We start from the raw sequence: 25260 nt of genomic DNA on the forward strand, positions 1-25260 counted from the left end.
CGAGGCCCGGAGCTGGTCGCGGTTGCCGTTGATCGGGTCGTTCTCGACAACGTTCTTGCGCATGTCGTTCACCTCCTTTCCGTTATCGAGGGGATCGGGTCACGTGCCGGGGTCAGCCCGCCGGTCGCGCCATCGCGAGCGCCACCGGTGTGCCTTCGTCCCGCACGCCGTCGAAGTGCCGCTGCATGAACAGCAGCACGGTCTGCATCAGAGCCAGGTGGCTCTGCGCGTCGAAGTCCTCGTGACCGGCCCGCCGCCGGACCACCTGGTGGGGAATGCGGCGCTCGGCCAACAGCCGCGCGTAGCGCTCCACCGGTGCCGGCGGGCAGCGCACGTCACCCGTGGAGACGGCCAGCAGCACCGGGGCCCGGACTTGGTCGACGTAGGTGATCGGGGAGGACCGGGCGTACCGCTGCGGCACCTCGTCGGGGGTGCCGCCGAACAGCAGCACGTCCAGCGCCCGTACCGCCGGAGTGGCCGCCTCGAAGGCGGCGACGTAGTCGGCGACGGGGCTGATCGCGATCCCGAGCCGCCACAGCTCCGGTTGCCGGCCGAGCGCGAGCAGGGTCAGGTAGCCGCCCCACGACGTTCCCCACAGGGCGGTGCGCCGGTCCTCGACGACACCCTCGGCGACCAGGTGGGCCCGGACCGCGGCGAGATCCGCCAACTGGGTGAGGCCGACCCCGGCGGAGAAGTCGTTGCGCCAGGCCGCGCCGTACCCGCTGGAGCCCCGGTAGTTGACCCGGACCACCGCGCAGCCGGTGCTGACCAGGATCTCGACCAGCGGGTCGTAGGCGTCGCGGGCGTGCTGGAAGGGCCCGCCGTGGACCAGGAAGACGGCCGGTCTCGGTCCCTCCCGGTCGGCCGGCAGGGCGACCAGCGCGGGGATCGGCCCACCGGGGCCCGGCACCCGGATCTCCTCGCGGCGGTGCTCCACCGGCGTCGCGACGGGGTCCGGCCCGCCCACGTCGGGCTGACCGCCGGGGTGCTCCGGCAGCTGCACCCCACGCACGGAACGCAGCTGGGGTGGGGTCACCGAGTCGGTCCACACGTAGGCGACGTCCCCGTCGGGCCACACCGCGGCGTCCAGGATGCTGCCGGTGGGGGTGTCGACGACCGACCGGGTCCGCCCGGCGAGGTCCACCTCGTGCAGCAGGCTGCGGGCGTGCCGGTCCTGCCGGACGAGCAGCCGCCGCCCGTCCGGGAACCAGCCGGCGGTGACCTCGGTGTCGAAGCGGCACCAGTCGTGCCGGACCAGACCTTCCTCCTCGGTCCAGGTCGCCGGGAGGTAGCCGCCCTCGTCCTCGATCACCAGCAGCAGCCGGGCCGGGCCGGAGCCGGGGGCGAAACCGAGGGCCCACACCCGCCCGTCGGCGCAACCGGCGATGCCGGCCACCCGGACGCCGTCGGTGGTGACCACCGTGACCGCCGCGTCGGTGGCGGCATCGGCGCCGATCACGGCGAGCCGCCCGGCCGGATCGAGATCGACCAGGTAGGCGTAGCCGGTGACGTGGGTCCGTTCGCTCACCCGGCCGTCGCCGGTGCGCAGGAACAGGGTCATCCCGCCGTCGTCGGACAGGCCGATCGCGGTGGTGCCGTCGGTGGCCATGGCGATGCCGGCGTGGCGGGCCGGCGGCACCGACGGCAGCGCCGCGACGGACCGGTCGGGCTGGTCGAAGTCGCACGTCCGCCAGGTGCCGACGCCGCCGAGATCGTCGTCGAACCACCAGATGGTGGACCCGGTCGGGTCGAGCGCCGCCCGGATCGTGCCGGCCGCCCGGTCGGTCACCTGCCGGGCGGTGCCGGCGAGCCGGTCCCAGGCGAGGATCTCGCAGCGCCCCCCGGCGTCACCGACGTAGACCGCCCGGTGCGGTGCGTGCTCGGCGACGACCGGCAGCGCCGGATAGAACAGCCGGTGACCACGACTCATCGACGGGCCTCCTCGGGGTCGGGGGCGGCCCCGGCACCGACGGCCGGGCCGGGGTCGGTGTCGTCGGTCGGGCCGGGGTCGGTGCCGGCCGTCGCACCGGCGCCGGCGCGGAGCTGGCGCAGGCTGACGGTGGTGTACGTGGCCAGCAGCGCCAGCGCGGCGGCGAAGACCAGGGCGACGGTGCCCGGGCTGTACCAGGCCACCAGCACCCCGGCGAGCAGCGGCGCGGGCGTCTGGAGCGCCTCGCCGACGGTGCCCATCACGGTCGCCACCCGACCCTGGAGCTCGTCGGGCGTCAACGCGATCACCCGGGACTGGAAGATGACCCCGAGCAGCGGGCTGAGCAGGAAGACCAACCCGAACAACAGCCCGTAGCTCCAGGTCTGCCGGGCCTGGGACATCGCGACGACGAGGCCGACCATGGCCCACGAGGCGAACACGATGACGGTCGTCGGCCGTACCCGGCTGAAGATCATCGGAGCGGCCAGTGCGCCGCTCAGGCCACCGACGCTGGCGATGGTGAGGATCAGGCCGATCGACGCCGCGGGGGCACCCTGCCGACCGGCGGTCAGGATGGCGTAGTAGACGAGGGCGCCGAAGGTGAAGTTGATGCCGGCCGCCCAGATCGTGACGAACCGCAGGAACGGCTGCCGCCACACGAAGCGCAGCCCGACGCGCAGGTCGGTGCGGAACGAGGTGCGCTCGGCGCGTTCGGGTGTCAGGTCGGTCCGGATGGTGGCGACGAGAGCTGCCGCGAGCAGGTAGGACAGCGTGTCCGCCAGGAACGGCAGCCAGCGGGCGAGCTGGTAGAGCACCCCGCCCAACAACGGGCCGGTGAGCCGGGCGGCGTGGTTGCGGGCCTCCAACCGCGACAGTGCCTTCTGGTCGTCGGCCGGCAGCAGGCGGCGGATGGCACCGGAGCCGGCCGCCTCGTAGCCGCTCTGCGCGATCCCCTCGACGAACGCGGCGGCGGCCAGCAGGCCGAGGGTCGCCACGTCGGCCACCAGTACGACGAAGATCGTCGACATCGCGGCGGCGGCGACCAGCAGCGAGCTGACCATCATGCGTTTACGCGGCAGCCGGTCGGCCAGCACCCCCGCCACCGGAGCGGCGACGAGCCGCCCGGCGAGGGCGAGGGCGCCGACCAGTCCGGCCGCCGCCGGTGAGCCGGTCACGGCCAGGGTGACCAGTGGAAGAACGATCCCGGACGCCTGCGACCCGAGTTGGTCGATTGCGCCGGCGATCCAGTAGAGGCGGAAATCGCGGCCCCGGTGGGGGCTATTTGCGGGTTTTGTTTCCTGGCTGGGGGCAGCCGTCATTGCCCTGGCCGCATTGTGCTCATGATTTTCCCAAATATCGGTGCGAGGTCTGTTCGGTACGAGTTCGCGCGATCCGGGGCTGAATTCCTTTACCCCAATGTGGAGTGGGGTGCGTATGAGGCTAACAATGCCGTGTGCCGAACGCAAGGATTCAAATACGTCTAGTTGTTCGGTGGTTATTGTGTTGTGGGGATGATGAGAGACTTGTACGTCTCTGTTCGGATAATCCGCGCTACGCGCCGAACCTCCGAACAGTGCCCGGAGTCGATCGTTTCATTGACGACAATCTCCGCTGAATTCGTGATTTTCGACGGCGTCGCCGCAGTGGCGTCGACCGCCCGCGGTCCGGCCCCCGACGCCCGAACGCCTGACGCGCCACCGCGCCCGCCTGCCGGGTGGACGACGAGCGGCCGGGCCGGTGGACGACGAGCGGCCGGGCCGGTGGACGACGAACGGCGGGCCCGATGGACGACGAACGGCCGGGCCGGCGTGCTGGACGCACGCCGACCCGGCCGCCGGGTCGATCGACGGTTGCGGAGCCTGCCCCGCCGACCGACCCTCCTCCGCCAGCCCTCGTCGACCGAGGAGCAGGTCCGTCAGCCGAGGATCACACCCGAGGCGCCGACGCCCGCCATCCCGGAGATGATGTCCTCGTAGTACATCCGCCAGGCGCACTTGCGGTTGGCGGGAACGTAGCCGGTGCACGGCGTCAGCGTGTTGAGGTCGTCGATGGCGGTGTTGGTGCCGGTGGCCCAGACCTGGAGGGTGTTCGCCCCGTTGACGATCTGCACCGGGCCGCCGCTGTCGCCCTGGCCGACCGCGTTGGTACGGGTGGTGCTCTCCGCCTGCACCTGGCCGCAGACCGTGGCGAAGTCACGCACGTTGATGCACAGGTCCCGGGCCTTGACCTGGATCGAGCAGCGGGTCCCGGAGTACGCCCCGGAGGTGCAGACGAAGTTGCCGACCTGGCTGGCCAGCGCGCCGATCACCTGGTTGTTGAACTCGCTGACCACCGCGCCGTTGGCGTCGGTGCTGTTGTTGAAGACCCGGCCGCCCGCGCTGGCGGTCAACAGCAGGGTGTCGGTGCCGGTGTTGCGGATGCCGACCGCGCCGATGGTCTGACCGGTCGGGTCGGCCGCGACGACGTTGATGTTGGCGCAGTGCGCCGCGGTGAGCACCCGCGCGTTGCCGGTGCGGAACACGCCGAAGCCGGTCGAGCAGCCGCCACCGGTGGCGGTGTTGCGCCACGCGGCACCACCCCACCACGGCGCGGTGTCGTCCCACCGGGTGGCGGGCGCGGCGGAGACCCCGGTCTGCACGGTCACCGGGACGCCGGCCATGCTGGCCGCGCCGAGCAGGCCGCTCTGCGTACCGACGAGGAGGCCGGCGCCGTCGGCGCGCGGCCCGACCGTGGTGATCTTGTTGCCGGCCGAGCGGCGCAGCTTGGCCGCCGCGACGTCCAGCTCCCGTCGGGTGTACGCGGCGGGCAGCACCTCGGTCGGCACGGTGGCCCGGCTGGTCGCCACCAGGCTGGCCGGTGCCTCGCCCTTCCAGAAGACCTGCAGCTTGCGGGCGGTGGGGTCGGCGATCACACCGGCGAAACCGGACTTGGCGTCACGCTGTGCGATCTTCGTGATCCGGGCGGCAGCGGTGTTCATCCGCTGCTGCAACGTGAGCAGCTCCTTCCAGGAGGCGAAGCCCCCGGGCACCGGCGTGCTGTCGACGAACGATCCGGTGGTGGCCGCCTTGCCGCCCGGCGCGGCGGGAGCGGGTGCGGCGGTGGCCGGCGCGGTGGCCACCCCCGCGACGAGCATCGTGACGCCGAATGCGGCGACGGCGACGCGACGCAGCATCCCTGCCGACCGCAGCACGGTCGGGTGTGGACGAGTCATGAAGTGTTCCTTCCCCAGAGTGGTGCGGGCGCCAGCCCGCCCTGGGGACATTGGCAGGTATCGAGGGTGTCCGGCGGTCCATCCTGGACACCGTCGGACACCCCCGGACAGCGTCGGACGGGAAGCCGCCCGGACCGGTCGCACGCCGATGGTCGGCGGGGCACATCCCATCAGGCGAAACCAGCGCGACATGGAACTGTCATACATCGGCGGTGACCTACCGGCATCGGGTGACCGGTTCTACCCTGCCGGTGTCGGCATTCCGGGGCGACGGGATGACGGGGGTGGAGGGCGCATGTCCGACCAACGGGTACCTTCGGGCGCGCGACAGGGGGGCACCGGGACGAACCGTCCCGCAGCGGCGGTGACCCACCTGGACGCGGGGGCGCAGACCGTGCAGGAGCTGGCCGGGCTGCTGCGCCAGCTGCGCCGCCGGGAGGCCCGGCAGCAGGGTGAGACCCCACTGACCTACCGCCAACTGGCGGCGAAGACCGGCTGGTCGAGGGGAGTGATCGGGGAGTACTTCGCCGGCAACATCCTGCCCCCACCGGAGCGCTTCGACACGCTGATCCGGTTGCTCGGGGCCAGCCCCGCCGAGCAGGGGGCGCTGGCCACCGCACGGGACCGAGTCGAGGAACGCCGGCGGAACACCAACCCGGAACACCCACCCGCCGGCCGGGCCGGCCGCGCGACCGTCCGGGCCAGAGCCGGCGGCACCCGGGTCGGCACACCGGCGGCGCGGCTTCCGGTGCCCCGGCAACTGCCCCCGGCGCTGCCCGGTTTCGTCGGGCGGGCCGCGCAGCTCGCCCAGCTCGACGCCGGTTGCGCCGGCCACGGCACGCCCGGCTGCGCCGAGTCGACCACCACGATGACCCTGTCGGGCACGGCCGGGGTCGGCAAGACGACGTTGGCGCTGCACTGGGCCCACCGGGTCGCCGACCGCTTCCCGGACGGCCAGCTCTACGTCGACCTGCGTGGCTTCGACGCCACCGGGGCGGTGGTGACGGCCGCCGAGGCGGTCCGGGGATTCCTGGAAGCCCTCGAGGTGCCGCCCGAGCGCATCCCCACCCACCTGCCCGCGCAGGTGGGCCTCTACCGCAGTCTGCTCGCCGGCCGGCGGATGCTGGTGCTGCTGGACAACGCCCGCGACGTCGAGCAGGTCCGGCCGCTGCTGGCCGGCGGCCCGAGCTGCCTGTTCCTGGTCACCAGTCGCAACCGGCTGGCCGGGCTGATCGCCACCGAGGGGGCCCGGCAGATCGCCGTCGACCTGCTCAGCACCGCCGAGGCCTGGCAACTGCTGGCCCGCCGGCTCGGCGCGGCCCGGTTGACGGGCGAACCGCAGGCGGTGGAGGAAATGATCGAGCGGTGCGTACGGCTGCCGTTGGCGCTGGCCGTGCTCGCCGCGCGCGGGGCGGCGCACCCCACGTTCCCCCTGTCCACCATCGTCGCCGAGCTGCGGGAGGCGCCCCGCCTGCTGGACTCCTTCGACGGCGGGGACACCGGCACCGACGTGCAGTCGGTCTTCTCCTGGTCCTACCGGAACCTGACCCCACCGGCGGCGCGACTGTTCCGGCTGCTCGGCTCGCACCCGGGGCCGGACGTCGGGATCGCCGCGGCGGCCAGCCTGGCCGGACTGCCCCGCAGCCAGGTGTCCCGGCTGCTGGCCGAACTGGCCCACGCCCACCTGGTCACCGAACACGCGCCCAGCCGGTTCACCGCGCACGACCTGCTGCGGGCGTACGCGGGCGAGTTGGCCGAGAGCCTCGACCCCGCCGAGGAGCGGCAGGCCGCGGTCCGGCGAGGACTGGACCACTACCTGCACACCGCGCACACGGCGGCGCTGCTGCTGCAACCCGGTCGGGACCCGGTGGTGCTGGCGACCGCCCTGCCCGGGGTGACGCCCGAGGAGTTGACCGACCACGCTGCGGCCCTGGCCTGGTTCACCACCGAGTACCCGGTGCTGTTGGCGGCGGTCTCGCACGCGAGGCGTACCGGGTTCGACGGCCATGCCTGGCAACTGGCCTGGACCCTGGTGGATTTCCTCCAGCGCCGGGGGAACTGGCTGGACCTGGCCGCCGCCCAGCAGGCCGCCCTGGCCGGGGCGCAACGGGTGGGGGACCGGGCGGGGCAGGCGAACGCCCACCGTGACCTGGCCCGGGTGCTCTGCCGGTTGGGTCGGCTGGACGAGGCGGTCGCGCACTACCGGGAGGCGCTGATCCTGTTCGCCGCGTTGGGCGACCACACCGGGCAGGCGCGCACCCACCGGGCGTTCGGCGCGATGTTCGACGGGCTCGGCCGGTACGCCGAGGCGTTGGAGCACGGGCAGCGGGCGCTGGCGCTCTACCGGGCCGCCGGGCACCTGGCCGGGGAGGCCAGCGCCCGCAACGGGGTCGGCTGGGCGCACGCCCAACTCGGCCAGTACGGGCCGGCGCTGGAGCACTGTTCCCAGGCGTTGGCCCTGCTGCGCCCGACCGGCGACCGGCACGGCGAGGCGAACACCTGGGACAGCCTGGGCTTCATCCACGACCGGCTGGGCCAGCACCGGCGGGCGATCCGTTGCTACGGCCTGGCGCTGGCGCTCTACCGACGCATCGGTGACCGGTACGACGAGGCCGACACCCTGACCCGGCTCGGTGCGACCCGGCAGGCGGCGGGGGACGTACCCGGTGCCCTACGGACCTGGCGGCGGGCGCTGGACATCTTCGACGACCTCGGCCACCCGGACGCCGCCCGGGTCCGTGACCTGCTGACCCGGGTCACCGTCGGGACAGGTGCGGGCGGGACTCCTGGCCCGGGCGTGGAGGGGAGTGGTTGATCGGTGCTGTGCCCGACAGGCTGGCCGGGGTCAGGCTCACGAAACTCCTGATCCCCACCCCGGTGGGGCGGCCTGCCCGGCGCGACGCCCGGTGCGACGCCCGGTGCGACGCCCGACGGGGTGCGGGCGGCCTGATGCCCCGACGGCAGGTCGTACGGGTGTCAGAACAGGGTGAGCGGTCCGGTCGGGATCGGCTCGGGCAGCGCCGCCAGCGCGGGCACCCGGGCCCGTACCTCGTCGTGGAACCGGCGGGCGAGCAGGGGTGCGTCGGCATTGTCCGGGGTGTGCACGAACATGGTCGGTGACCGGCCCTCCCGCAACCAGCCGGCGGCGATCTCGACCCAGCGCTGCCAGCCCTGCACCGTCTCCGACTCGGCGTCGCGGCCGAGGTACCTGACGATCGGCCGGTCGGTCAGCGCCGCCGTCCGCAACGGCAGGCGGGGTTTCTTCGTCCACGCCTCCCGCTCCGCGTCACTGGTCGGCGGAGTACGGAAGAACGCGGTGGTGTCGAAGGGGACCCACTCGGCCGAGGCGTCGGCGAGCACCCCTTCCAGCAGTCGCGTCGCGCCGGGCTCCCGGAAGAAGGCGGGGTGCCGGACCTCCACGGCGTACCGGTGTTCGGTAGGCAGCCGACGGAGGAAGTCGGCGAGCACGGGGACGTCCGTCGGTGCGAACGACCCCGGCAGCTGGATCCACAGGGCGTGCGCCCGGCTGCCGAGCGGCGCGATCGCGTCGAAGTAGGCCCGCAGCGGCGCGTCGGCGTCGACGAGCCGGTGTTCGTGGGTGACGGCCTTCGGCAGTTTGAGGACGAACCGGAAGTCGGGCCCGGTCTGCCGGGCCCAGGACTCCACGGTCTCCCGGGTCGGGGTGGCGTAGAACGTGGTGTTCCCCTCGACCGCGTCGCACCAGCCGGCGTAGTGCCGCAGCCGTTCCTGGGCCGCAAGCGGGTGGGCGATCAGCCGCCCCTGCCACGACCGGTGGGTCCACATCGCGCAGCCGACGTGCAACCGCATGATCCCGATCCCCTCCCGCAGCGCCGTCCGATCCGGTCCGTGGGCGCACGGTATCGGAGCGCTGGCGACCCGCGTCGGGCGGACCGGTACCGGAACGGGTGCTGCCGGAAGGTGGACTGCGGGAGTGGTCGGGCACGGGCGTCTCCACCCTGCCGCCTGCTGGAAGTCGGGATGCCCTGCCGGCCGACGGGTGCCCTGCTGGAAGTCGGGTGCCCTGCTGGAAGAGACGGGTGCCCTGCTGGAATACGGGTGCGGCGGCCCACCCGGGTCGGGTGGGCCGCCGCACCGGTGGATCAGGCGATCGAGGCGAGGAGGAAAGTTGCGGAGCAGCTGACCGCGCCGTTGTTGGTGTAGTAGGCGAGGTACTGCCGCTGGACGGTGCCGTCGGAGTTCACCACCTGCTGGTAGTAGCTGCTGGTGACGCCGAACTGGCAGGTGCTGGTGGACACGGCGGGGTTGAGTCCGGGCAGGTAGACCAGCGTCGTCGGGTTGGCGTTGTACCACACCGATCCGCTGCTGGCCGACGGAGCGAGCGTGCCGGTGGACCAGGTGGTCGAGGTCGACGTGTTGCCCAGCAGCGCGGTGCCGGCGCAGGTGATGGAGCCGACGTTCTTGACGGTGAAGTAGAACTTGCGCTCACCGTTGGTCTGCCGGGCGTACCAGGAGCTGGTCACCTCCAACTGGCAGGGGGTCGCGCTGGTGGCGCCGCTGGGCGCCACCCCGGGCAGGAACGCCATGTTGGCCGGGTTGTTGTTCCAGACCGAGGTGACCGAGCCGCCGGGGGAGATGCCGCCGAGAGCCCAGCTGGCCCCGGAGTTCAGCGAGCTGAGCATGACCTGGGTGCCGCAGGCGATCGCGCCGGTGTTGCGGATGGTCCAGTTGAACCGGCGCTCACCACTGTAGAGCTGGGTGTACCAGCTCCGGGTCACCTGGAACTGGCACGGCTGGGTGGTGCTGGCCCCGGTGGGGGAGAGCCCGACCTGGTAGACGGCGCCGGCCGGGTTGTTGTTCCACTGCCAGTTCTGGGTGGCGCCCGCGGCGAGGGTGCCCGAGTACCAGGAGGCGACGAGGGTGGTCTTGGCGGCGCGGTCGGGGCGGACCGGGCGGCGTCGGGGGCGGCCGACGCGGCGGTCGCGCCGAGGGCGGTGGTGAGGAGCAGCGCTGTGGTGGTGAGGGCGGCGAGGCGTTTCATCGTTCCGAGCATGAGGGGACGGAACCTCCTCCGGTCTACAGAGACCGATATCGATTAGTGGCCCCACTGATGTTGCGGTACGAGACCACCGGATCACCGTGAGTGTCGGGATTTACTCACCGCGAAGTTCATCGTCAACCCATGGTTGACGATGAGGGGGCGTCAACCTATGGTTGACGCATGACGGAACCCACTCAACTCCCGCGCCCTGTCCGCCTCGACGAGCTGATCCAGGCCATCAAGAAGGCCCGTCCCGCAGCCCTCGACCAGCTCAGCGACGCGGTGCTCGTCGCCGACCACCTCGGCGACCTCGCCGACCACCTGATCGGCCACTTCGTCGACCAGGCCCGCCGCTCCGGTGCCTCCTGGACCGAGATCGGCAACAGCATGGGGGTGAGCAAGCAGGCTGCCCAGAAGCGTTCCGCCACGAAGGCCGACGCGGCGGCGGCCCTGGACCCCAACGCGGGTTTCAGCCGGTTCACCCCACGCGCCCGCAACGTGGTGATCGCCTCGCAGGAGGAGGCCCGGGGCGCCGGCAACGCCGAGATCCGACCGGAACACCTGGTGCTCGGCCTGCTCGCCGAACCGGACGGCCTCGCCGCCAAAGCCATGGTCGCCGAGGGGTTGAGCCCGGCGGCCGTCCGGGAGGCGGTCGCGGCGACACTGCCCGCCCCGACCGACCAGGTCCCCGACCTGATCCCGTACGACGGGCAGGGCAAGAAAGCCCTCGAACTCACCTTCCGGGAGGCGTTGCGGCTCGGGCACAACTACATCGGCACCGAGCACGTCCTGCTGGCCCTGTTGGAGCTGGAGGACGGTGCGGGCGTGCTGTCCGGCCTGGGCCTGACCAAGAACGGGGTCGAGGCACGGGTGGCCGCCGCGCTCTCCGGGCGGTAGCGCACCCCCGTCGGCGGCCGGGACGACGCACACCGGCCCGGCGGGACCGGGCGGTCCCACCGACGGCCGGGCGCGGGACCGGGATGCCCGGCCACCGGTGAGTCAGTCGGTGGCCGGGAAGCCGTAACGCAGGGCGTGCTCCGGGTCGGCCGGGTCGATCTGCCGGACCCCGGCGTCGGCGAGGCGCTTGTTGACCTCGTCGAGCTGCTCGCGCACCAGCCGGGCCTCCTCCTCGGTGACCCGGCCCCGGTGCGGCCTCCCGGCGTGGTCGAGGGTGCCGTAGTCGATCTTCTCGGTGCTCTTGCGGGCCTTCGGCGGACGGACCCGCTCCGCCGTCCGCAACAGCTGCGCCATCGGCGTGTCCGTCGCCATCGCGTCGAACTCGCTCGCGGTCAGCACCACCCGGCGCGGCTCCCCGCCCGCGTGCAGGTCGTGGATCTCGACCACCGCCACGTCGAGCGCGGCGTCGTCGATGCCCTCCACCTCGGTCACGGTGGCGTCCAACTGCACGGGCCCGGCCACCAGGTCGGGGTGCTCCAGCACGACGACCCGGACCACCTCGTCGTCGGGACGCAGCACGGTGCCGCTGAAGTCGGAGACGTGGATCGTCTTCTTGCCCATGCGCTGAGCTTCTCCTGTCGCTGGCCGGAATCGACCACAAGACGCTACCCGACAGGTGTGCGAACGCCCCGGCCGGACACCCCGGTAGGGGCGCCGGTCCGCATCTCAGTGGGCGGTGAGACCGCGTCGGGCGGAGGAGCCGGCGGGGAGGGTGTCGAGTTCGCTCCAGGAGAGTCGTCCCTCGACGCCGCGACCGCACCGGATCTCCCGGTACCGCGGTTGGGCGGGGAAGAGGCCGGTGGCCTCCGCCGTACCCCAGAAACACACGCCGTGCTGCTGGTATCGGTCATTCGGCTGCATGGGCATGACCATTACCGTCCCAAAGAAAGGTGTACATGTATGGAAATAGATATGACGCATCGTCGATGGACCGGGTTCCGGTGAGGCAGGTCACGGTCCATTCCTCTGCTACCCGCGCACCGCCATCGGTAACCGGACCGCCGCCGGTGGCGGTGCGGCGTACCGTGGATCATGGGATGGCCACCGGGTGAGAGGGGCGGGCGGTGCTGGAGCGGCGGTTGTACCTGCACCTGGCGACCTGGCTCGGGCAGTGGCCGGCCGGCCCCGGTCTGCACGTGGTCGGCTCCTGGCGGCGCACCCGCCCGGCCTGGGACGGCCGTCTCCGCCCGGCGATCGCCGTCCGGGTCGCCGGCAGCACGGTGCTCTCCGTGCCGCCACGACGGGTCGAAGCCGTCCGGGCGCTCGCCGCGAGGTCACGCTCCGCGCTGCACGAGGCCCTGCCGGCCATGGTCGGGCAGCCCGGCTGGGTGGTCCACGACGACGTGTTCCGGTGGTGTCTCACCCCGCCGGCACTGCCCGACGTCGGCGGGTGGACCGCTCCCACCGATCCGGCCCTGCCGCCCTGGCTGCACCTGTTCGACTCCGACGTGCTCGTGGTCCGCGACGACGACGGCGGCTATCTGGCCGGTGTCGGGATCAAACGCCACGACGCGTACGGGCATGAACTGGCGGTCGGCACGGTCCCGGCGGCGCGCGGCCGGGGGCTGGCCCGCAGACTCGTCGCGCAGGCCGCCCGGCGGGTGCTCGACGAGGGTGCGGTGCCGACCTACCGCCACGACCCCGCGAACCTCGGTTCCGCCCGGGTCGCCGAGGCGGCCGGTTTCCCCGACCGGGGCTGGTCGTCGTGCGGCGTCTACCCGCCCTGACCGGCGTCCGGGGGCGGTACGGGTGGCGTCCAGCCCGAGATGGGCACCCGGTCGCTCGCCGGCCACGTCGGTCGGATGGCGCGCGGACCGTGGATCCCGGGCCGGATCCACGGTCCGCAAACCGCCCCAGGCCCCGCCGTGACCGGCACCGCCGGCCGACCTACGGCGCTGGTTACGCTATGTGCTTGTCGGCGTGCCGGGCAAGGGGCGCCCGGCGCGTTGACATTGTCCGGTAGTGGACTTGAGCTGCCCAGACAGGTGGCCGGCACCCCGGCGCGCTCCGATGACGCACCGTGCTGTGCAGGCGGCCGGAGATGCTCCGGCGGCTGCCCGCCCAAACGATGTCAGGGGCCACCGGTATGGTCGGCCGTCGCGGCGAGGGTCGGCGCGCGGTCAGCGGTGGCCGGCGAAGCGGAAATGGGCGGGTATGCAGCTGCCGACGCCGGGCGAGGAGTCCGGCCGGGTGGTGCTGGCACCGGTGGGTGACCTGGACATCGCCACCGTTCCCGGGCTGGAACACGCTCTCGACGAGGCGCTCGGCCGGGCCGGCCTGTTGGAGATCGTCGTCGACCTCGCCGGCGTCACCTTCCTCGACTCCACGGCGGTGGCCGCACTGCTGCGCGGGGCGGCCGAGGCGGTCGGCCGGGGAGCCACCCTGCGGCTGGTCGACCCGCAACCGGTGGTGTCCCGGGTGCTACGGATCACCGCGGTCGGGCGGCTGCTCGGCCTCCCCGACGACCACGGCGACCGGCCCCCGGGCATCGCCGACCCGGCCCCCTGGCGTCGCTGACCGACCTCCCCGGGCGCCCACGGCAACTGTCCCTGCCGGGCCCCCGGGTGTCGTCGGCCGGCTGCCGGTGGGGGACCGGCGGGTGAGCGCCGGTCCGTGAAGTGCCGCGAGGCGGACTGCGGGCGCGTGACCCGGCGTCGTCGGTCGGGCCGGGCCCGGCAGGCAGGTCCTGACTCAGTCGGTCAGGCCGAGCACCTCCGCCGCCGCGCGACCGTTGGCATGACTCGCGCCGTAGGTGGTGACGAAGGCCCCCACCCCGCTCGGTCGCCACCGCCCCGGCCAGCCCATCTCGAGCACCGTCAGCGCGTGTGTCGCGGCCAGCGACCCGACGAGGGCCGGCCCGCCGGGCAGCCGGTGCAGGTGCCGGCCGACCAGTACGATCGGCCGCCCGGCGGCGAGACGCCGCAACGCTGCGGGGTCCGCCTCGGCGGCAACCACCCGGACCTGCTCGACCCGGGACAGGTGAGGGCCCAGTCCCCAGGGCACCCGCCCCTCGGCGATGGTGGCGGCGGCGTACACCTGCACCACGAGCGGCCGTTCCCCCCGGGGCAGCTCGCCCTCCACCCGGACGGCCCGGCGGGCAGCCCGGTAACCGATGCCGGGCGGGCCGGACCCGGGCGTGCGGTCAGCGCCGGCGGGGAGGGGGCGGGGTGGGCCGGCGGCCCGGGTCCAGGCGGCGAGCGCGGCGACCCGGCCGGCGGCCTGTTCCACCTGGGCCCGGTCCAGCCGGCCGTCGCCGATCGCTCCGACGATCTCGGCCACGACCCGCTCGACCAGCGCGGCGTCCACCCGTGCGCCCACGCAGAGCAGGTCCGCCCCGGCGGCCAGCGCCCGTACGGCGGCGGGGCCGACCCCACCGGCGGCGAGGGCCGCGCCCTTCATCTCCAACGCGTCGGTGATGACCGTGCCGGTGAAGCCGAGTTCGCCGCGCAGCAGGTCGACCAGGACAGCCCGGCTGAAGGTGGCCGGCCCGTCCCCGGTCAGCGCCGGCACCCGGATGTGCGCCGTCATGACCGCCTGTACGCCCGCGTCGACCGCCGCGGCGAAGGGCGGCAGGTCCCGGGCCCGCAGCAGCGCCGTGTCGGCGTCCACAGTGGGCAACTCGTGGTGCGAATCGGCGACGGTCGCGCCGTGGCCGGGGAAGTGCTTGGCGCAGGCCGCCACCCCGACCGACTGGAGACCCGCCACGGCGGCTGCCGTGTGGGCGGCGACCCGCCCCGGGTCGGCCCCGAACGAACGGGTGCCGATCACCGGGTTCTCGTCGGCGGTGTTCACGTCCACCGTGGGGGCCAGGTCGACGGTGACGCCGACGGCGGCGAGTTCGCCGCCGATGGCCGCATAGATCCGCCGGGTGAGTGCGGTGTCGTCGACCACGCCGAGCGCCGCGTTGCCCGGGTACGGGCTGCCGGTGGCGTGGGCGAGCCGCGTCACGTCGCCACCCTCCTCGTCGATGGCGACCAGCACGTCGGGCCGGGCGGTACGCAGCGCGGCGGTGCTCGCCGCCAGCTGGGCCGGGTCGTGCACGTTGGTGCCGAAGAGGGTGTGTCCGGCCAGTCCCTCGGCGACCAGGTCGACCGCCCAGTCCGGTGGCACCGGCCCCGGGTAGGCGGCCAGCAGTGTGCCCAGCGCCAGCCGGCGCAGCCCCGGATCCCCCACCTGAGTCTCCTTTCCGCCGGTGTGTCCCGTACGGCTGCCCGGATGTCCCGGGTCGCGGCCCTGTGCCGCCGGATGGCACGAGTGTCGGCGCGGCCGGCCGGGTCGTCCGAGTTTCCCGGCGTGGGTCGGCCGATACGCTACGGACATCCCTGACCAGCGCGATTCGTTAGCAGAGTTTACGAAAAACAGAGGACGTGGCATGAGTGCGACCCGGCTGCCCGGCACCCCCCGACTGTTGCGGGCGCTCAACGACCGTGCGGCGCTGGAACTCCTGCTCGAACGCGGCCCGCTCACCCGGGCCCGCCTCGGTGAGCTGACCGGCCTGTCCAAGGTCACCGCCTCGCAGCTGGTCGAGCGGTTGGAGGAGCGGGGGCTGGTCGCCCGGGTCGGCGAGCAGGCCGGTGGGCGGGGGCCGAACGCGCAGCTCTACGCCGTCCGACCGGGCAGCGCGTACGTGGTCGGGGTGGACGTGGGAGCGGAACGGGTGGTGGCCGCCTGCGCGGACATCACCGGTGCGGTGGTCAGTCAGGTCGAACAGTCCACCCGGGACACCGACGACCCGGTCGGCGTGGTGCACACCGCTGTGGTGCAGGCGGCCAGTCGGGCCGGCGCGCACCTGGACAGCGTGCGGCGGGTGGTGCTCGGCACCCCGGGTCTGGTCGACCCGACCAGCGGCGACATCACCTTCGCCTTCAACCTGCCCCGCTGGCACCGGGGGCTGCTCGCCGCGCTGCGGGAGGACCTGCACACCCCGGTCGTCTTCGAGAACGACGTCAACCTGGCCGCCGTGGCGGAGGCGCAGTCCGGGGCGGCGCAGGGGATGACGGATTTCGTGCTGGTCTGGGTGGGTGCCGGCGTCGGCCTGGCGATCATGCTGGGTGGCCGGCTGCACCACGGCAGCAGCGGTGCGGCCGGCGAGATCGGTTACCTGCCGGTGCCGGGGGTGCCGATCCCCCGGGACGTCTCGCGCCGGGCCAAGCCGGCGTTCCAGCAGCTCGCCGGGGCGGACGCGGTCCGGGCGGTGGCCCGTGAGCACGGCGTCGACGCGCCCGACGCGGCCGACGCGGTGCGCGCCGCCATCGCCGCCGGCACCGCCGGTGGCCCGCTCCTCGACGAACTCGCCCGCCGGCTCGCTCTCGGCGTGGCCAGCACCTGCGTGGTGCTGGACCCGCCGCTGGTGGTGTTGGCCGGTGAGGTCGGGCAGGCCGGTGGCGCGGCGCTGGCCGAGCGGGTGCAGCACGAGGTGGCCGCGATCACCCTGGTCCGGCCCCGGGTGGTGCCGACCGGGCTGACCGAGGAGCCGATCCTGCGGGGGGCGCTGCGCACCGCGCTGGACGCCGTCCGGGACGAGGTGTTCGGGTCGACCGTCGGTTAGTCGTTCACCCCGCCCATCCGCCGCCATGAAGGAATACTTCACCATTATCGCCGATCCTGGCAATATCCTGCCAGGATCGGGGGCGGTCAGTTCGGTCGGCAGGATGGGGCTGAACGGGATCAGGGCAAGCGCGGCAGCAGTCGTCTCAGGAGTTCCCCCGATGCCGGTGTGACGGGGGTGGGAGCGCCGCCGACGGCGAGGCGTGGTCCCGGCACCCCGGGGTCTGTGGTCAGTACAGCTAGAGCAGGTCGCGGCGGCGGAAGGCGGCGAACGCGGACCCGGTGACCGCCCCGGTCAGCGCCAACAGCACCAGCAGCGCCGGCCCCCAGGTGATCACGTAGGTGCCGCCGTCGCAGACGCCGCTGCCCGGCGGACAACCCCGGTCGTCCCAGAACTCCAACCGACCGGACAACCACGCGCCCAGGTAGTTGGAGAGCATCAGCAGGTCCGCCCGGGCCACGTCGAGGATCTGCAGCACCAGCCGGGCGCCCAGCTCCCAGACCACGGCGTACGCGGCGACCGCGCCGAGCGCCGCCGAGGTGTGCCGGCCCAACGTGGCGATCCCGAAGCCGAGCACCGTCGTCAGCAGCACCAGCACCAGACCCCGCCCGTAGATGGCGCCGAGCTGCCCCCAGAACTCCCCGCCCAGCGGGCCCGGCACACCGGCCGTCTGCCCGATCGTCCAGAAGGTGCCCAGGTAGAGCGCCGACGCCAGCACCGACAGCGCGGCCACCACCCCGACCAGGGTGCCCAGCTTCGTACCGAGCACGGTGAGCCGACCCGGCCGCCACAGCAGCAGGTTGACCACCCCGCCGGAGTTCAGGTCGGCCCCGATGTACGACGCGCCCACCAGGAAGCCGAACAGCACCAGGAACGCGATCAGGAAGTAGAGCAGCCCCCGCGCCTCCTGGGAGAAGACGAAGACCGAGGTGAGGTAGTCGGTGGCCAGCGGCAGCCGCTCCATCCGCGCCGGGTCCAGCTCCCCGCAGTCGGCCGGCACGTACCCGGCGTCCTCCATGATCGGGATCTCGCCCGCCCTGATCCGCAGGCAACGGGTGTGGTCCGCCTCCATCGCGGCCACCGCCTGCGCGGCCTGCGTCTGCGCGGCGTACATCTCCTGCGTCGTCGGCCGGTGCGAGCCGAGCAGGGTGGTCGCGGTGGTCACCGTGAAGGCCACCGCGAGCAGCAGGACCATCAGTTGGACGAAGCGTCGGGCGGCCAACCGCTCCACCTCGGCACGGACCAGGTTCACGCGTCCACCCTCCGACCTTCGGTCCGGTCAAGTTCGATCAGCGGCTCAGCGGCGGCACCGGTGTCGTCGGGCGGGGCGTCGTCCGGATCGGCACCGTCCGACTGCCGGGGTGGGGCCGCCCCGGCGGTGAGTTCGAGGAAGACGCTCTCCAGGTCCGGCCGGATCGGGGTCAGTTCGCGGACCCACAGGCCCTGGCCGCCGAGGGTGCTGCTGATCAGTTCCGACTCCGGTGCGCCCGCGACCACCAGCACGTCGTCGGGGTGGACGGTGACCGTCAGGCCGACTGTCCGCAGCAGCTCCGCGCCCCGCTCCGACTCGGCCACCCGGACCCGCCACTCGTGCGGGTCGTGCCCGGCCAGCACGTCGTCCACCCGGCCGGCGGCCACCCGACGACCCCGCGCGATGATCGTGACGTGGTCGCAGATCAGCTGGATCTCGGCCAGCAGGTGGCTCGACACCAGCACGGTCACCCCGGCCTCGGCGAGGGTGCGCATCAGCTCGCGCATCTCCCGCATACCGGCCGGGTCCAGCCCGTTCGCCGGCTCGTCCAGGATCAGCAGCTCCGGGTTCTTCAGCAACGCCGACGCGACGGCGAGACGCTGCTTCATGCCCAGCGAATAGCCCTTCACCCGGTCCTCGCCCCGGTCCCGCAGACCCACCTGGTCGAGCACCTCGTCCACCCGCGACGTCGGCACACCCCCGGCGACCGCCAGCAACCGCAACGTACGGTGCCCGGTGAAGTTGCCGAAGAACTGCGGGCTCTCCACGATCGCGCCGACCCGGCCGGCGACCCGACCCAGCTGCTCCGGGGCCGACGCGCCCAGAACCCGCAGCTCACCGGCGTCGGCGTTGACCAGCCCCAGCAGGGCGCGCAGCGTGGTGGTCTTGCCGGAGCCGTTGGGGCCGAGGAAGCCGTGCACCTGGCCCGCCTCGACGACCATGTCGAAACCGTCCACCGCCACCCGGCTGCCCCGGCGCAGGGTACGGAACGTCTTGCGCAGACCGGCTATCTCGATGACCGCGCTCATCCGCACCGCTCCTCGTCGCTCACGGGCATGGGCCGTCCTCCGGGTGTGGTGACCAACGACACGGTGCCCCACCCTATGGCCGGGCCACCGCCCGTGGGGGGCGGCCTCAGGCTGCGTGGTTGGATGGAGCGGTGACTGCTGACCCGTTCCCCGCCGCAGCCGCCCCCTCACCCGTGGACGCGGATGTGGTGGTCAGCCTGGACGGCGTCGCCGTCCGGCGATCCGGCACCGCCCTGCTGCACGACGTCGACTGGCAGGTCGAGCTGGACGAACGCTGGGTGGTGCTCGGCCCCAACGGCGCCGGCAAGACCACCCTGCTCAACCTCGCCTGCGGTCGGCTGCACCCGAGCGCGGGTGTGGCGCACGTGCTCGGCGAGCGGATCGGTCGGACCGACCTCACCGAGCTGCGGACCCGGATCGGGTTGACCACCGCCGCGGTGGCCGAGCGGATTCCCACCGAGGAACGGGTCAGCGACGTCGTGGTCACCGCCGCCTGGTCGGTGGTCGGCCGCTGGCGGGAGAACTACGACCCGGCCGACGAGGCCCGCGCCCGTGCCCTGCTCGGGCAGCTCGGCGTCGGGCACCTGGCGGACCGGACGTACGGCACCCTCTCCGAGGGCGAGCGCAAGCGGGTGCAGATCGCCCGCGCCCTGATGACCGATCCGGAGCTGCTGCTGCTCGACGAGCCGACCGCCGGGCTCGACCTGGGTGGGCGCGAGGACCTGGTCGGCCGGCTCGCCGAGCTGGCGTACGACCCGGACGCCCCGGCGATGGTGCTGGTCACCCACCACGTCGAGGAGATCCCGCCCGGCTTCACCCACGCGTTGCTGCTGCGGGACGGCGCGGTGGTCGCCCAGGGACTGCTCGCCGACACGCTGACCGGCGACAACCTCAGCAAGACCTTCGGTCTGCCCCTGCTGGTCGAACGCCACGGCCCCCGCTGGACCGCCCGCGCCGCCTAACCCCCCACCCCCCACCCCCCACCCCAACGTCGATCATGGAGTTGTGGTGGGAGAAACGCCCTCCCATGTCCCTTTTGCTACCACCGTAAGTCCATGATCGACGGGATGGGTGGGCGGGGGTGGGGATTTAGACTCGTCGTGGTCGTGTCCGGCGGGGCGGTGGGGAGGGTGTGGTGTCGGTGGGAGGTGGGGTGCGGCAGAGCCGGATCGTCGTGGTGGGCAGCGCGAACATGGACGTGGTCGGGGCCGGTCCGAGGCTGCCCCGGCCCGGCGAGACCGTGCTCGGCGACGACTTCGTGATGGTGCCCGGTGGTAAGGGCGCCAACCAGGCCGTCGGCGCCGTCCGGGCCGGGGCCGCCTGCACCTTCCTCGGCGCGCTCGGCTCCGACTCGTTCGGGGTCACCCTGCGGGCCCGGATCACCGCCGCGCAGGTGGACACCAGCCATCTGCGGGTGGTGTACGGGGCGTCCGGGGTGGCGCTGGTCATGGTCAACGCCGCCGGGGAGAACGCCATCCTGGTCACCCCCGGCGCGAACGCCGCCTTCACCGCGCTCACCGACGCCGAGCTGGACGTCGTACGCGGGGCGGACGTGCTGGTCGCCCAGTTGGAGATCCCGGTCGAGACGGTGACCGAGGCGGCGGTGGCCGCCCGTGCCGCCGGTACCCGGGTGATCCTCAACGCCGCGCCGGCCCGGCAGGTGCCCGCCGAGCTGCTCGCCGCAGTGGACCTGCTGGTGGTCAACGAGACCGAGGCGCAGCTGCTCACCGGCCGGGGGCGCGAGGAGCCGGCGGCGCTGCTGGCCCTGGTGCCGAGGGCGGTGCTCACCCTCGGCGGCGAGGGCGCCTGGTACGTCGAGCGGGACGGTCGGGCCGTGCACGTGCCACCCGTCGCCGTGGACGTGGTCGACACGACCGCTGCCGGAGACGCGTTCACCGCCGCCCTGGCCGTGGCCTGGGGTGAGGGTCGCGAGGTGGTCGACGCGGTGCGCTGGGCGGCGGCGGCCGGTGCGGCCTGCGTCCGCCGGCTCGGCGCGTCCGTGGCCCTGCCCCGCCGTGCCGAGATCGACGCCCTGTACGCCCCGTGACGAGCGGGGCGGGATCGGCCGGCACGGGAACGTCGGCGTACCGACCGCCGGCCCGCGAGCCCGGTCCACCACCCGCCCCGACGGTCGCGTCCCGGCCCGCCCTGTCGCGGACGCCGCGATCGCCCCGACGGTCGCCTCCCGTCGCGTCCCGGCCCGCCCTGTCGCCGACGTGGCGATCGCCCCGGCCGTCGGACCGACCGGGCGGCCCGGCCCGGCGTCATCCTGCTGACCGGTGGCTCAGCCGGCCGGGTCGTCGCTGAGCCGTTCGCCCCGGCGGCGCAACATGCCGAGGCCGGGGATGCCGGCGACGGCGAGCTTCAGGTCGCGGGTCACGTCGAGCAGGTCGTGCAGGTCCGGGCCGACCCGGTCAAGGGTGGCCAGGATCGGCAGCACGTCCGAGGTCAGGTGCTCCTTGAGCTTGGGCAGCTCGTCGACCAGCCGGATCGCCGCGACCACCTCCTCGTGGCTTAGCTCGGCGACGAACCGGTTCGCCATCGGCGCACCCCGACGCAAGGCCGGCTCGTATGCGGTCAGCAGCTCCGACGCGACGGCGGCGGCGCCCTCCGCGGTGGCCACCGTGCCGGCGGCCCGACCCGCCACCGCCCCGGCCTCGGCGACCACGGTGCCGGCGGCCCGGGACACCTGTCCGGCCTCGGCCACCAGGCCGGCTGCCGCCCCGGAGACCCGTTCGGCCTCGGCGACCACCACGGCCGCCGCCCCGGAGACCCGTTCGGCCTCGGCGACCACCACGGCCGCCGCCCCGGCGACCTCGGTGGCCTGCACGATGGCCGTGGTGGCCGCCGTGCTGATCACCGCCACCTCACGCACCGCCGTCTCGGCGTCGGTGAGCACCCGGTCGGTCCGGTCCAGGGTCTCCTCGATCCGGTCCACCACCCCGTTGATCCGGGTCAGGAGCGCCTCCACCCCGTCGAGCACGGCGAAGGCACGGGCCGGCACGGCGGCGAACGAGGCGGCCGACCCGACCGCCTGGTCGAGGGCGGCACGGGTGAGGCCGACGACGGCGGTCGGTCGGGGCAGGGAGAGGGCCATGTCACCCAGTGTGCGTCGGCTCGGCCAGTGCTGCCCGTCGGCACGGTCGGGCCCGGGCCGGCCCGGGGACGGGAGCAGATCCGGACCAAGGGCGGGACCAGATCCGGACCAGGGGTGGGGCCACGTCCGGACCGGGGGTGGGATCCCAGCCAGGGCCAGGTCCGGACCAGGGGTGGGGCCAGGTCTGGACCGGGGGTGGGATCCCAGCCAGGGCCAGGTCCGGACCAGGGGTGGGGCCAGGTCTGGACCGGGGGTGGGATCCCAGCCAGGGCCAGGTCCGGACCAGGGGTGGGGCCAGGTCTGGACCGGGGGTGGGATCCCAGCCAGGGCCAGGTCCGGACCAGGGGTGGGGCCAGGTCTGGACCGGGGGTGGGATCCCAGCCAGGGCCAGGTCCGGACCAGCGGCGGGGCCAGATCCGGACCAGGGGCCGAGACGGCGGGACCACGGTGGGACGGGAACGGGGGCGGGGCCAGGGGTGCGGTCAGGGCCGGGGCGCGGGTGTGGGCCGGCCGGAAAGCGGCCGTCGCGCCGGGCGGTAGGGTGCCGGCATGTCGGTCCGCCCCCGCGGCGTGACGCCGGCCGGTCGTGGTCTGGCGGGCCTCGCGATCCTCGCCGTGCTCGCCGTGTTCGCCGGCGGCTACGGGCTGTCCCGGGCGGACGCCGGGCTGACCACCCGGCAGGTGACCGTCGACGGGGTGCCGTTGACCGAGGTGCGGGCCGAAACACCGGGCGGGACGGAGGCCGGGCCGGCGCAGGGACGTCGGCCGGGGGTGGTGATCGCCCACGGTTTCGCCGGTTCGGCCCGGCTGATGCGTCCGTTCGCCGACACGCTCGCCCGGCAGGGGGTGGTCGCGTTGCTGGTCGACTTCGCCGGGCACGGCGGTAATCCGGCACCGCTGGTCGGGGCGGGGCGCGACGACGTCGACTCCCGTGCCGTCCTCGAACACGACCTGGCCGTCGCCGTCGCCCACCTGCGCGGCCGGCCCGGCGTCGACCCGGCGCGGATAGTGCTGCTCGGCGACTCGATGGGCGCGGGCGCGGTGACCCGGTACGCCGCCGGTCACCCCGACATCGCCCGGACCGTGGCGATCTCACTGCCCGACGGCAGCGAGCTGCCCGACGGCCGGCCGGAGGGGCTGCTGCTGATCGTCGGCGGTCTCGAATTCCCCGACTTCCGCGCCACCGCCGAGGCGACCGCCCGCCGGGGTGCCGGCCGACGACTGGTGGTGGTGCCGGGGACGGAACACGTCTCGGTGCTCTTCGCCGGCCGTACCCACGCGGAGGTCGCCGCCTGGGTCGGCGGTGGCGGCACCACGGCACCGCGGCCGGTCGCCCGGCTGGTCCCGGCTGGGCTGCTGTTGCTCGGGTTCGTGCTGGGCTTCGCCCCGTTGGCGGCGCTGCTGCTGGGCCCGCGGCGGGTGCCGCCGGCCGCCCGCCGCCGGCTCGGCCGACCGGTCACGGTCGCCCCGGTCGTGGTGGCGGTGGCGGCGTGCGCCATCGGCGTGGGCGTGCTGTCGGGTGCGGTGACGCCCACCGACCGGCTCCCCCTTGCGATGGGTGGTTACCTCACCGGTTTCCTGCTGGTCACCGGCGTCCTGCTGGCCGCCGCACGCTGGTGGCCGCTGCACACGTGGCCCCCCGCCCCGGATGCGGCCACCGCCCCGGCTGCAACCCCGGCCACCGCCCCGGCTCCGGCTGCAACCCCTGCCACCGCCCCGGCTGCAACCCCGGCCACCGTCCCGGCTCGGGCTGCAACCCTGGCCGCCGTCCCGGCTCCGGCTGCAACCCAGGTCGGCGCGGCCACGTCGGTCCCCGCCGCCCCGGCTCCTGCCGGCGGGCCCGTCCCGGCCGCCGTGCCACCCGGGGGCCGCACGCCGGTGCGGTCCGTGGTCGCCGTTCTGCTGCTGACCGGGTACGCCGCGATCGCCGTCGCCGTGCCGATCCACCTGGGCCTCACCTGGGCCGTGCCGGTGGGCCCCCGGTGGTGGCTGCTGCCCGTGGTGGCGGTCGCCTGTCTGGTCTTCCTGGCCGGTGCCGAGCTGGTGACGGACGGCCGGAGCTGGCGGTACGCGGCGGTCGGCGCGTTGGTCGTGCCGGCGCTGACCGGGGCGGCCGTGGTGGGGCTGGCCCCCGGGTTCGTACTGCTGGTGGTGCCGCTGCTCGCGGTGCTCCTCGGCTGGCAGGCCGCCTGGGCGGCGGTGCTGCGGCGGGCCGGTGCGCCCCGGTGGTCACCGGCGGTGGTGGGCGCGGTCCTGTTGGCCTGGCCGGTCGCCACCGCGTTGCCCCTGAGTTGACCCGCAGCCGGCGCAGCGGGGGGTCACGGCCGGGCGCGGGCCACCCGCAGCGCCCACCAGATCAGCGGCGCCTGTAGGGGCACCCGCCCGTAGGCGACCGCCCGGCGCAGCGGGGGTTGCCGTCGCCAGTCCACCGCCATCTGCACGTTGGCCGGGAACACCGCGGTGAACAGCGCCGCTGCGGCCAGACCGCCCCGGCGTCGGGTGGCCGGGTGCGCCAGCGCCGCCGCCACCAGCAGCTCGACCACCCCACTGGCGTACGTCCAGCGGCGGGCGGGTCCGGGCAGTGCCCGGGGCACGATCCGGTCGTACGGGCGGGGCTTCGCGAAGTGGGTGACGCCGGCCAGGGCGAGCAGACCGGCCAGGGCGACGGCCTCGCCGCGACGGGTGCTCATCGGTGTTCCCCCTGCTGTTCGACCGCGCGTTGGACGGCGCGGTAGATCTGTCCGAACCGTAGCGCGTCGGGGGTGCGCAGCAGCATCACTTCCTGACCGAGGTGCTGCACCCACAGCTCGTTGACCCGGTTGCCGCGTTCGTAGGAGCGGTCCAGCCAGCCCAGCGGCAGCTCCAGGAAGGGCAGCAGGGCGAGCACCCCGACGGCGCAGGCGGCCAGCACGAGCAGGGCCGGCTTCCATTCGCCGCGGTCCTGTGCCGACCAGAGCAGTGAGACCACGCAGACCAGGGCGACCAAGGGGGGCAGCGAGAGCAGCAGCACCAGTACGCCGCGTCCGAGGATGCGGGACCGGACGGCCATCGTGGTGGCCCCCCGGGCGTGCCAGACGTACGCCACGTCGGCGATCCGGACGATCTGCCCGCCGGCCGTGATCGACTCGGAGGTCACCTGCACCGTGTCGTCCCGGTAATAGAGGGTCATCACTAACCCTAACCGTTCGCAGCCGGCCGGTGCCGGGCCGTGTTCGGT

21 protein-coding genes are annotated in these 25260 nt (G+C 73.9%); 8 read left to right on the plus strand and 13 right to left on the minus strand.

What is annotated here, in order from left to right:
- Positions 1–112 precede the first annotated feature (112 nt).
- The 3 genes from J7462_RS26405 to J7462_RS26415 form a co-directional block, all read right to left on the minus strand.
- Positions 113–1930 (minus strand): S9 family peptidase, encoded by a 1818-nt coding sequence (locus J7462_RS26405; RefSeq protein WP_219467947.1) that lies wholly within the window; start codon positions 1928–1930, stop codon positions 113–115.
- A complete protein-coding gene (locus tag J7462_RS26410) occupies positions 1927–3249 on the minus strand; it encodes an MFS transporter (protein WP_219467950.1) in 1323 nt (440 codons plus the stop codon). Before J7462_RS26410 ends, J7462_RS26405 begins: the two co-directional genes overlap by 4 nt.
- A 596-nt stretch (positions 3250–3845) precedes the next feature.
- Positions 3846–5141 (minus strand): S1 family peptidase, encoded by a 1296-nt coding sequence (locus J7462_RS26415; protein ID WP_219467953.1) that lies wholly within the window; start codon positions 5139–5141, stop codon positions 3846–3848.
- Between the two features lie 364 nt (positions 5142–5505).
- On the opposite strand from J7462_RS26415, the gene J7462_RS26420 reads away from it, so the two are divergent.
- The gene (locus tag J7462_RS26420) at positions 5506–7956 is read left to right on the plus strand and encodes a tetratricopeptide repeat protein (RefSeq protein ID WP_308291040.1); all 2451 of its coding nucleotides are present in this window, start codon (positions 5506–5508) and stop codon (positions 7954–7956) included.
- Between the two features lie 161 nt (positions 7957–8117).
- Here the strand turns inward: J7462_RS26420 and J7462_RS26425 are convergent, their stop codons facing one another.
- Together J7462_RS26425 and J7462_RS26430 are read right to left on the minus strand one after the other, a co-directional pair.
- On the minus strand, positions 8118–8945 hold the full coding sequence (locus J7462_RS26425) for a DUF72 domain-containing protein (RefSeq protein ID WP_219470736.1): 828 nt from the start codon (positions 8943–8945) through the stop codon (positions 8118–8120).
- 317 nt (positions 8946–9262) lie between these two features.
- Positions 9263–9898, minus strand: coding sequence for a hypothetical protein (locus J7462_RS26430; protein WP_219467959.1), 636 nt, complete (start codon positions 9896–9898; stop codon positions 9263–9265).
- Positions 9899–10341: 443 nt separating this feature from the next.
- Here J7462_RS26430 and J7462_RS26435 point away from each other — a divergent pair, with 443 nt between their 5' ends.
- The gene (locus tag J7462_RS26435) at positions 10342–11058 is read left to right on the plus strand and encodes a Clp protease N-terminal domain-containing protein (protein ID WP_219467962.1); all 717 of its coding nucleotides are present in this window, start codon (positions 10342–10344) and stop codon (positions 11056–11058) included.
- 102 nt (positions 11059–11160) lie between these two features.
- Here the strand turns inward: J7462_RS26435 and J7462_RS26440 are convergent, their stop codons facing one another.
- Both J7462_RS26440 and J7462_RS26445 read right to left on the minus strand, forming a co-directional pair.
- Positions 11161–11679: a hypothetical protein gene (locus tag J7462_RS26440; protein ID WP_208567340.1), complete on the minus strand. Its 519-nt coding sequence runs from the start codon at positions 11677–11679 to the stop codon at positions 11161–11163.
- 105 nt (positions 11680–11784) lie between these two features.
- Complete coding sequence (locus J7462_RS26445) at positions 11785–11979, minus strand: DNA repair protein (RefSeq protein ID WP_244252307.1); 195 nt, start codon at positions 11977–11979, stop codon at positions 11785–11787.
- Positions 11980–12182: 203 nt separating this feature from the next.
- On the opposite strand from J7462_RS26445, the gene J7462_RS26450 reads away from it, so the two are divergent.
- Together J7462_RS26450 and J7462_RS26455 are read left to right on the plus strand one after the other, a co-directional pair.
- Positions 12183–12845, plus strand: a complete 663-nt coding sequence (locus J7462_RS26450) for a GNAT family N-acetyltransferase (protein ID WP_208567338.1) — start codon at positions 12183–12185, stop codon at positions 12843–12845.
- Between the two features lie 427 nt (positions 12846–13272).
- A complete protein-coding gene (locus tag J7462_RS26455; protein ID WP_219467964.1) occupies positions 13273–13635 on the plus strand; it encodes an STAS domain-containing protein in 363 nt (120 codons plus the stop codon).
- A gap of 174 nt (positions 13636–13809) precedes the next feature.
- Here the strand turns inward: J7462_RS26455 and J7462_RS26460 are convergent, their stop codons facing one another.
- Positions 13810–15291, minus strand: coding sequence for a glycoside hydrolase family 3 N-terminal domain-containing protein (locus J7462_RS26460; RefSeq protein WP_219467967.1), 1482 nt, complete (start codon positions 15289–15291; stop codon positions 13810–13812).
- A 199-nt stretch (positions 15292–15490) separates the two neighbouring features.
- Here J7462_RS26460 and J7462_RS26465 point away from each other — a divergent pair, with 199 nt between their 5' ends.
- Complete coding sequence (locus J7462_RS26465; protein ID WP_219467970.1) at positions 15491–16666, plus strand: ROK family transcriptional regulator; 1176 nt, start codon at positions 15491–15493, stop codon at positions 16664–16666.
- 238 nt (positions 16667–16904) lie between these two features.
- Here the strand turns inward: J7462_RS26465 and J7462_RS26470 are convergent, their stop codons facing one another.
- Both J7462_RS26470 and J7462_RS26475 read right to left on the minus strand, forming a co-directional pair.
- A complete protein-coding gene (locus tag J7462_RS26470) occupies positions 16905–17918 on the minus strand; it encodes an ABC transporter permease (RefSeq protein WP_219467973.1) in 1014 nt (337 codons plus the stop codon).
- Positions 17915–18946: an ABC transporter ATP-binding protein gene (locus J7462_RS26475; RefSeq protein ID WP_219467976.1), complete on the minus strand. Its 1032-nt coding sequence runs from the start codon at positions 18944–18946 to the stop codon at positions 17915–17917. Before J7462_RS26475 ends, J7462_RS26470 begins: the two co-directional genes overlap by 4 nt.
- A 131-nt stretch (positions 18947–19077) precedes the next feature.
- Between J7462_RS26475 and J7462_RS26480 the strand changes: the two genes are divergently transcribed.
- Both J7462_RS26480 and J7462_RS26485 read left to right on the plus strand, forming a co-directional pair.
- Complete coding sequence (locus J7462_RS26480; protein WP_308291041.1) at positions 19078–19908, plus strand: ABC transporter ATP-binding protein; 831 nt, start codon at positions 19078–19080, stop codon at positions 19906–19908.
- Positions 19909–20099: 191 nt separating this feature from the next.
- Entirely contained in the window at positions 20100–20993 is an 894-nt protein-coding gene (locus J7462_RS26485; protein WP_219470737.1) for a ribokinase, read from the plus strand.
- Positions 20994–21230: 237 nt separating this feature from the next.
- Here J7462_RS26485 and J7462_RS26490 read toward each other — a convergent pair whose 3' ends face one another.
- Positions 21231–22043 carry a hypothetical protein gene (locus J7462_RS26490; RefSeq protein ID WP_219467980.1) on the minus strand — a complete coding sequence of 271 codons (813 nt, stop codon included), beginning with the start codon at positions 22041–22043 and terminating at the stop codon, positions 21231–21233.
- A gap of 549 nt (positions 22044–22592) precedes the next feature.
- Between J7462_RS26490 and J7462_RS26495 the strand changes: the two genes are divergently transcribed.
- A complete protein-coding gene (locus tag J7462_RS26495; RefSeq protein ID WP_219467982.1) occupies positions 22593–24338 on the plus strand; it encodes an alpha/beta hydrolase in 1746 nt (581 codons plus the stop codon).
- A 23-nt stretch (positions 24339–24361) separates the two neighbouring features.
- Here the strand turns inward: J7462_RS26495 and J7462_RS26500 are convergent, their stop codons facing one another.
- On the minus strand, positions 24362–24733 hold the full coding sequence (locus J7462_RS26500; RefSeq protein WP_208567329.1) for a hypothetical protein: 372 nt from the start codon (positions 24731–24733) through the stop codon (positions 24362–24364).
- On the minus strand, positions 24730–25212 hold the full coding sequence (locus J7462_RS26505) for a DUF6232 family protein (RefSeq protein WP_208567328.1): 483 nt from the start codon (positions 25210–25212) through the stop codon (positions 24730–24732). Before J7462_RS26505 ends, J7462_RS26500 begins: the two co-directional genes overlap by 4 nt.
- Between the last annotated feature and the right edge of the window lie 48 nt (positions 25213–25260).

This window comes from Micromonospora sp. RL09-050-HVF-A, assembly GCF_019374995.1.
Lineage (GTDB): Bacteria > Actinomycetota > Actinomycetes > Mycobacteriales > Micromonosporaceae > Micromonospora > Micromonospora antibiotica.

Excerpts from the sequence above, each read along its gene's own strand:
- J7462_RS26405 (WP_219467947.1), bottom strand. The coding sequence starts at position 1,930 with ATGAGTCGTGGTCACCGGCTGTTCTATCCGGCGCTGCCGGTCGTCGCC.
- J7462_RS26410 (WP_219467950.1), bottom strand. The coding sequence starts at position 3,249 with ATGACGGCTGCCCCCAGCCAGGAAACAAAACCCGCAAATAGCCCCCAC.
- J7462_RS26415 (WP_219467953.1), bottom strand. The coding sequence starts at position 5,141 with ATGACTCGTCCACACCCGACCGTGCTGCGGTCGGCAGGGATGCTGCGT.
- J7462_RS26425 (WP_219470736.1), bottom strand. The coding sequence starts at position 8,945 with ATGTGGACCCACCGGTCGTGGCAGGGGCGGCTGATCGCCCACCCGCTT.
- J7462_RS26435 (WP_219467962.1), top strand. The coding sequence starts at position 10,342 with ATGACGGAACCCACTCAACTCCCGCGCCCTGTCCGCCTCGACGAGCTG.
- J7462_RS26440 (WP_208567340.1), bottom strand. The coding sequence starts at position 11,679 with ATGGGCAAGAAGACGATCCACGTCTCCGACTTCAGCGGCACCGTGCTG.
- J7462_RS26445 (WP_244252307.1), bottom strand. The coding sequence starts at position 11,979 with ATGCAGCCGAATGACCGATACCAGCAGCACGGCGTGTGTTTCTGGGGT.
- J7462_RS26455 (WP_219467964.1), top strand. The coding sequence starts at position 13,273 with ATGCAGCTGCCGACGCCGGGCGAGGAGTCCGGCCGGGTGGTGCTGGCA.
- J7462_RS26465 (WP_219467970.1), top strand. The coding sequence starts at position 15,491 with ATGAGTGCGACCCGGCTGCCCGGCACCCCCCGACTGTTGCGGGCGCTC.
- J7462_RS26475 (WP_219467976.1), bottom strand. The coding sequence starts at position 18,946 with ATGAGCGCGGTCATCGAGATAGCCGGTCTGCGCAAGACGTTCCGTACC.
- J7462_RS26490 (WP_219467980.1), bottom strand. The coding sequence starts at position 22,043 with ATGGCCCTCTCCCTGCCCCGACCGACCGCCGTCGTCGGCCTCACCCGT.
- J7462_RS26495 (WP_219467982.1), top strand. The coding sequence starts at position 22,593 with ATGTCGGTCCGCCCCCGCGGCGTGACGCCGGCCGGTCGTGGTCTGGCG.
- J7462_RS26500 (WP_208567329.1), bottom strand. The coding sequence starts at position 24,733 with ATGAGCACCCGTCGCGGCGAGGCCGTCGCCCTGGCCGGTCTGCTCGCC.
- J7462_RS26505 (WP_208567328.1), bottom strand. The coding sequence starts at position 25,212 with ATGACCCTCTATTACCGGGACGACACGGTGCAGGTGACCTCCGAGTCG.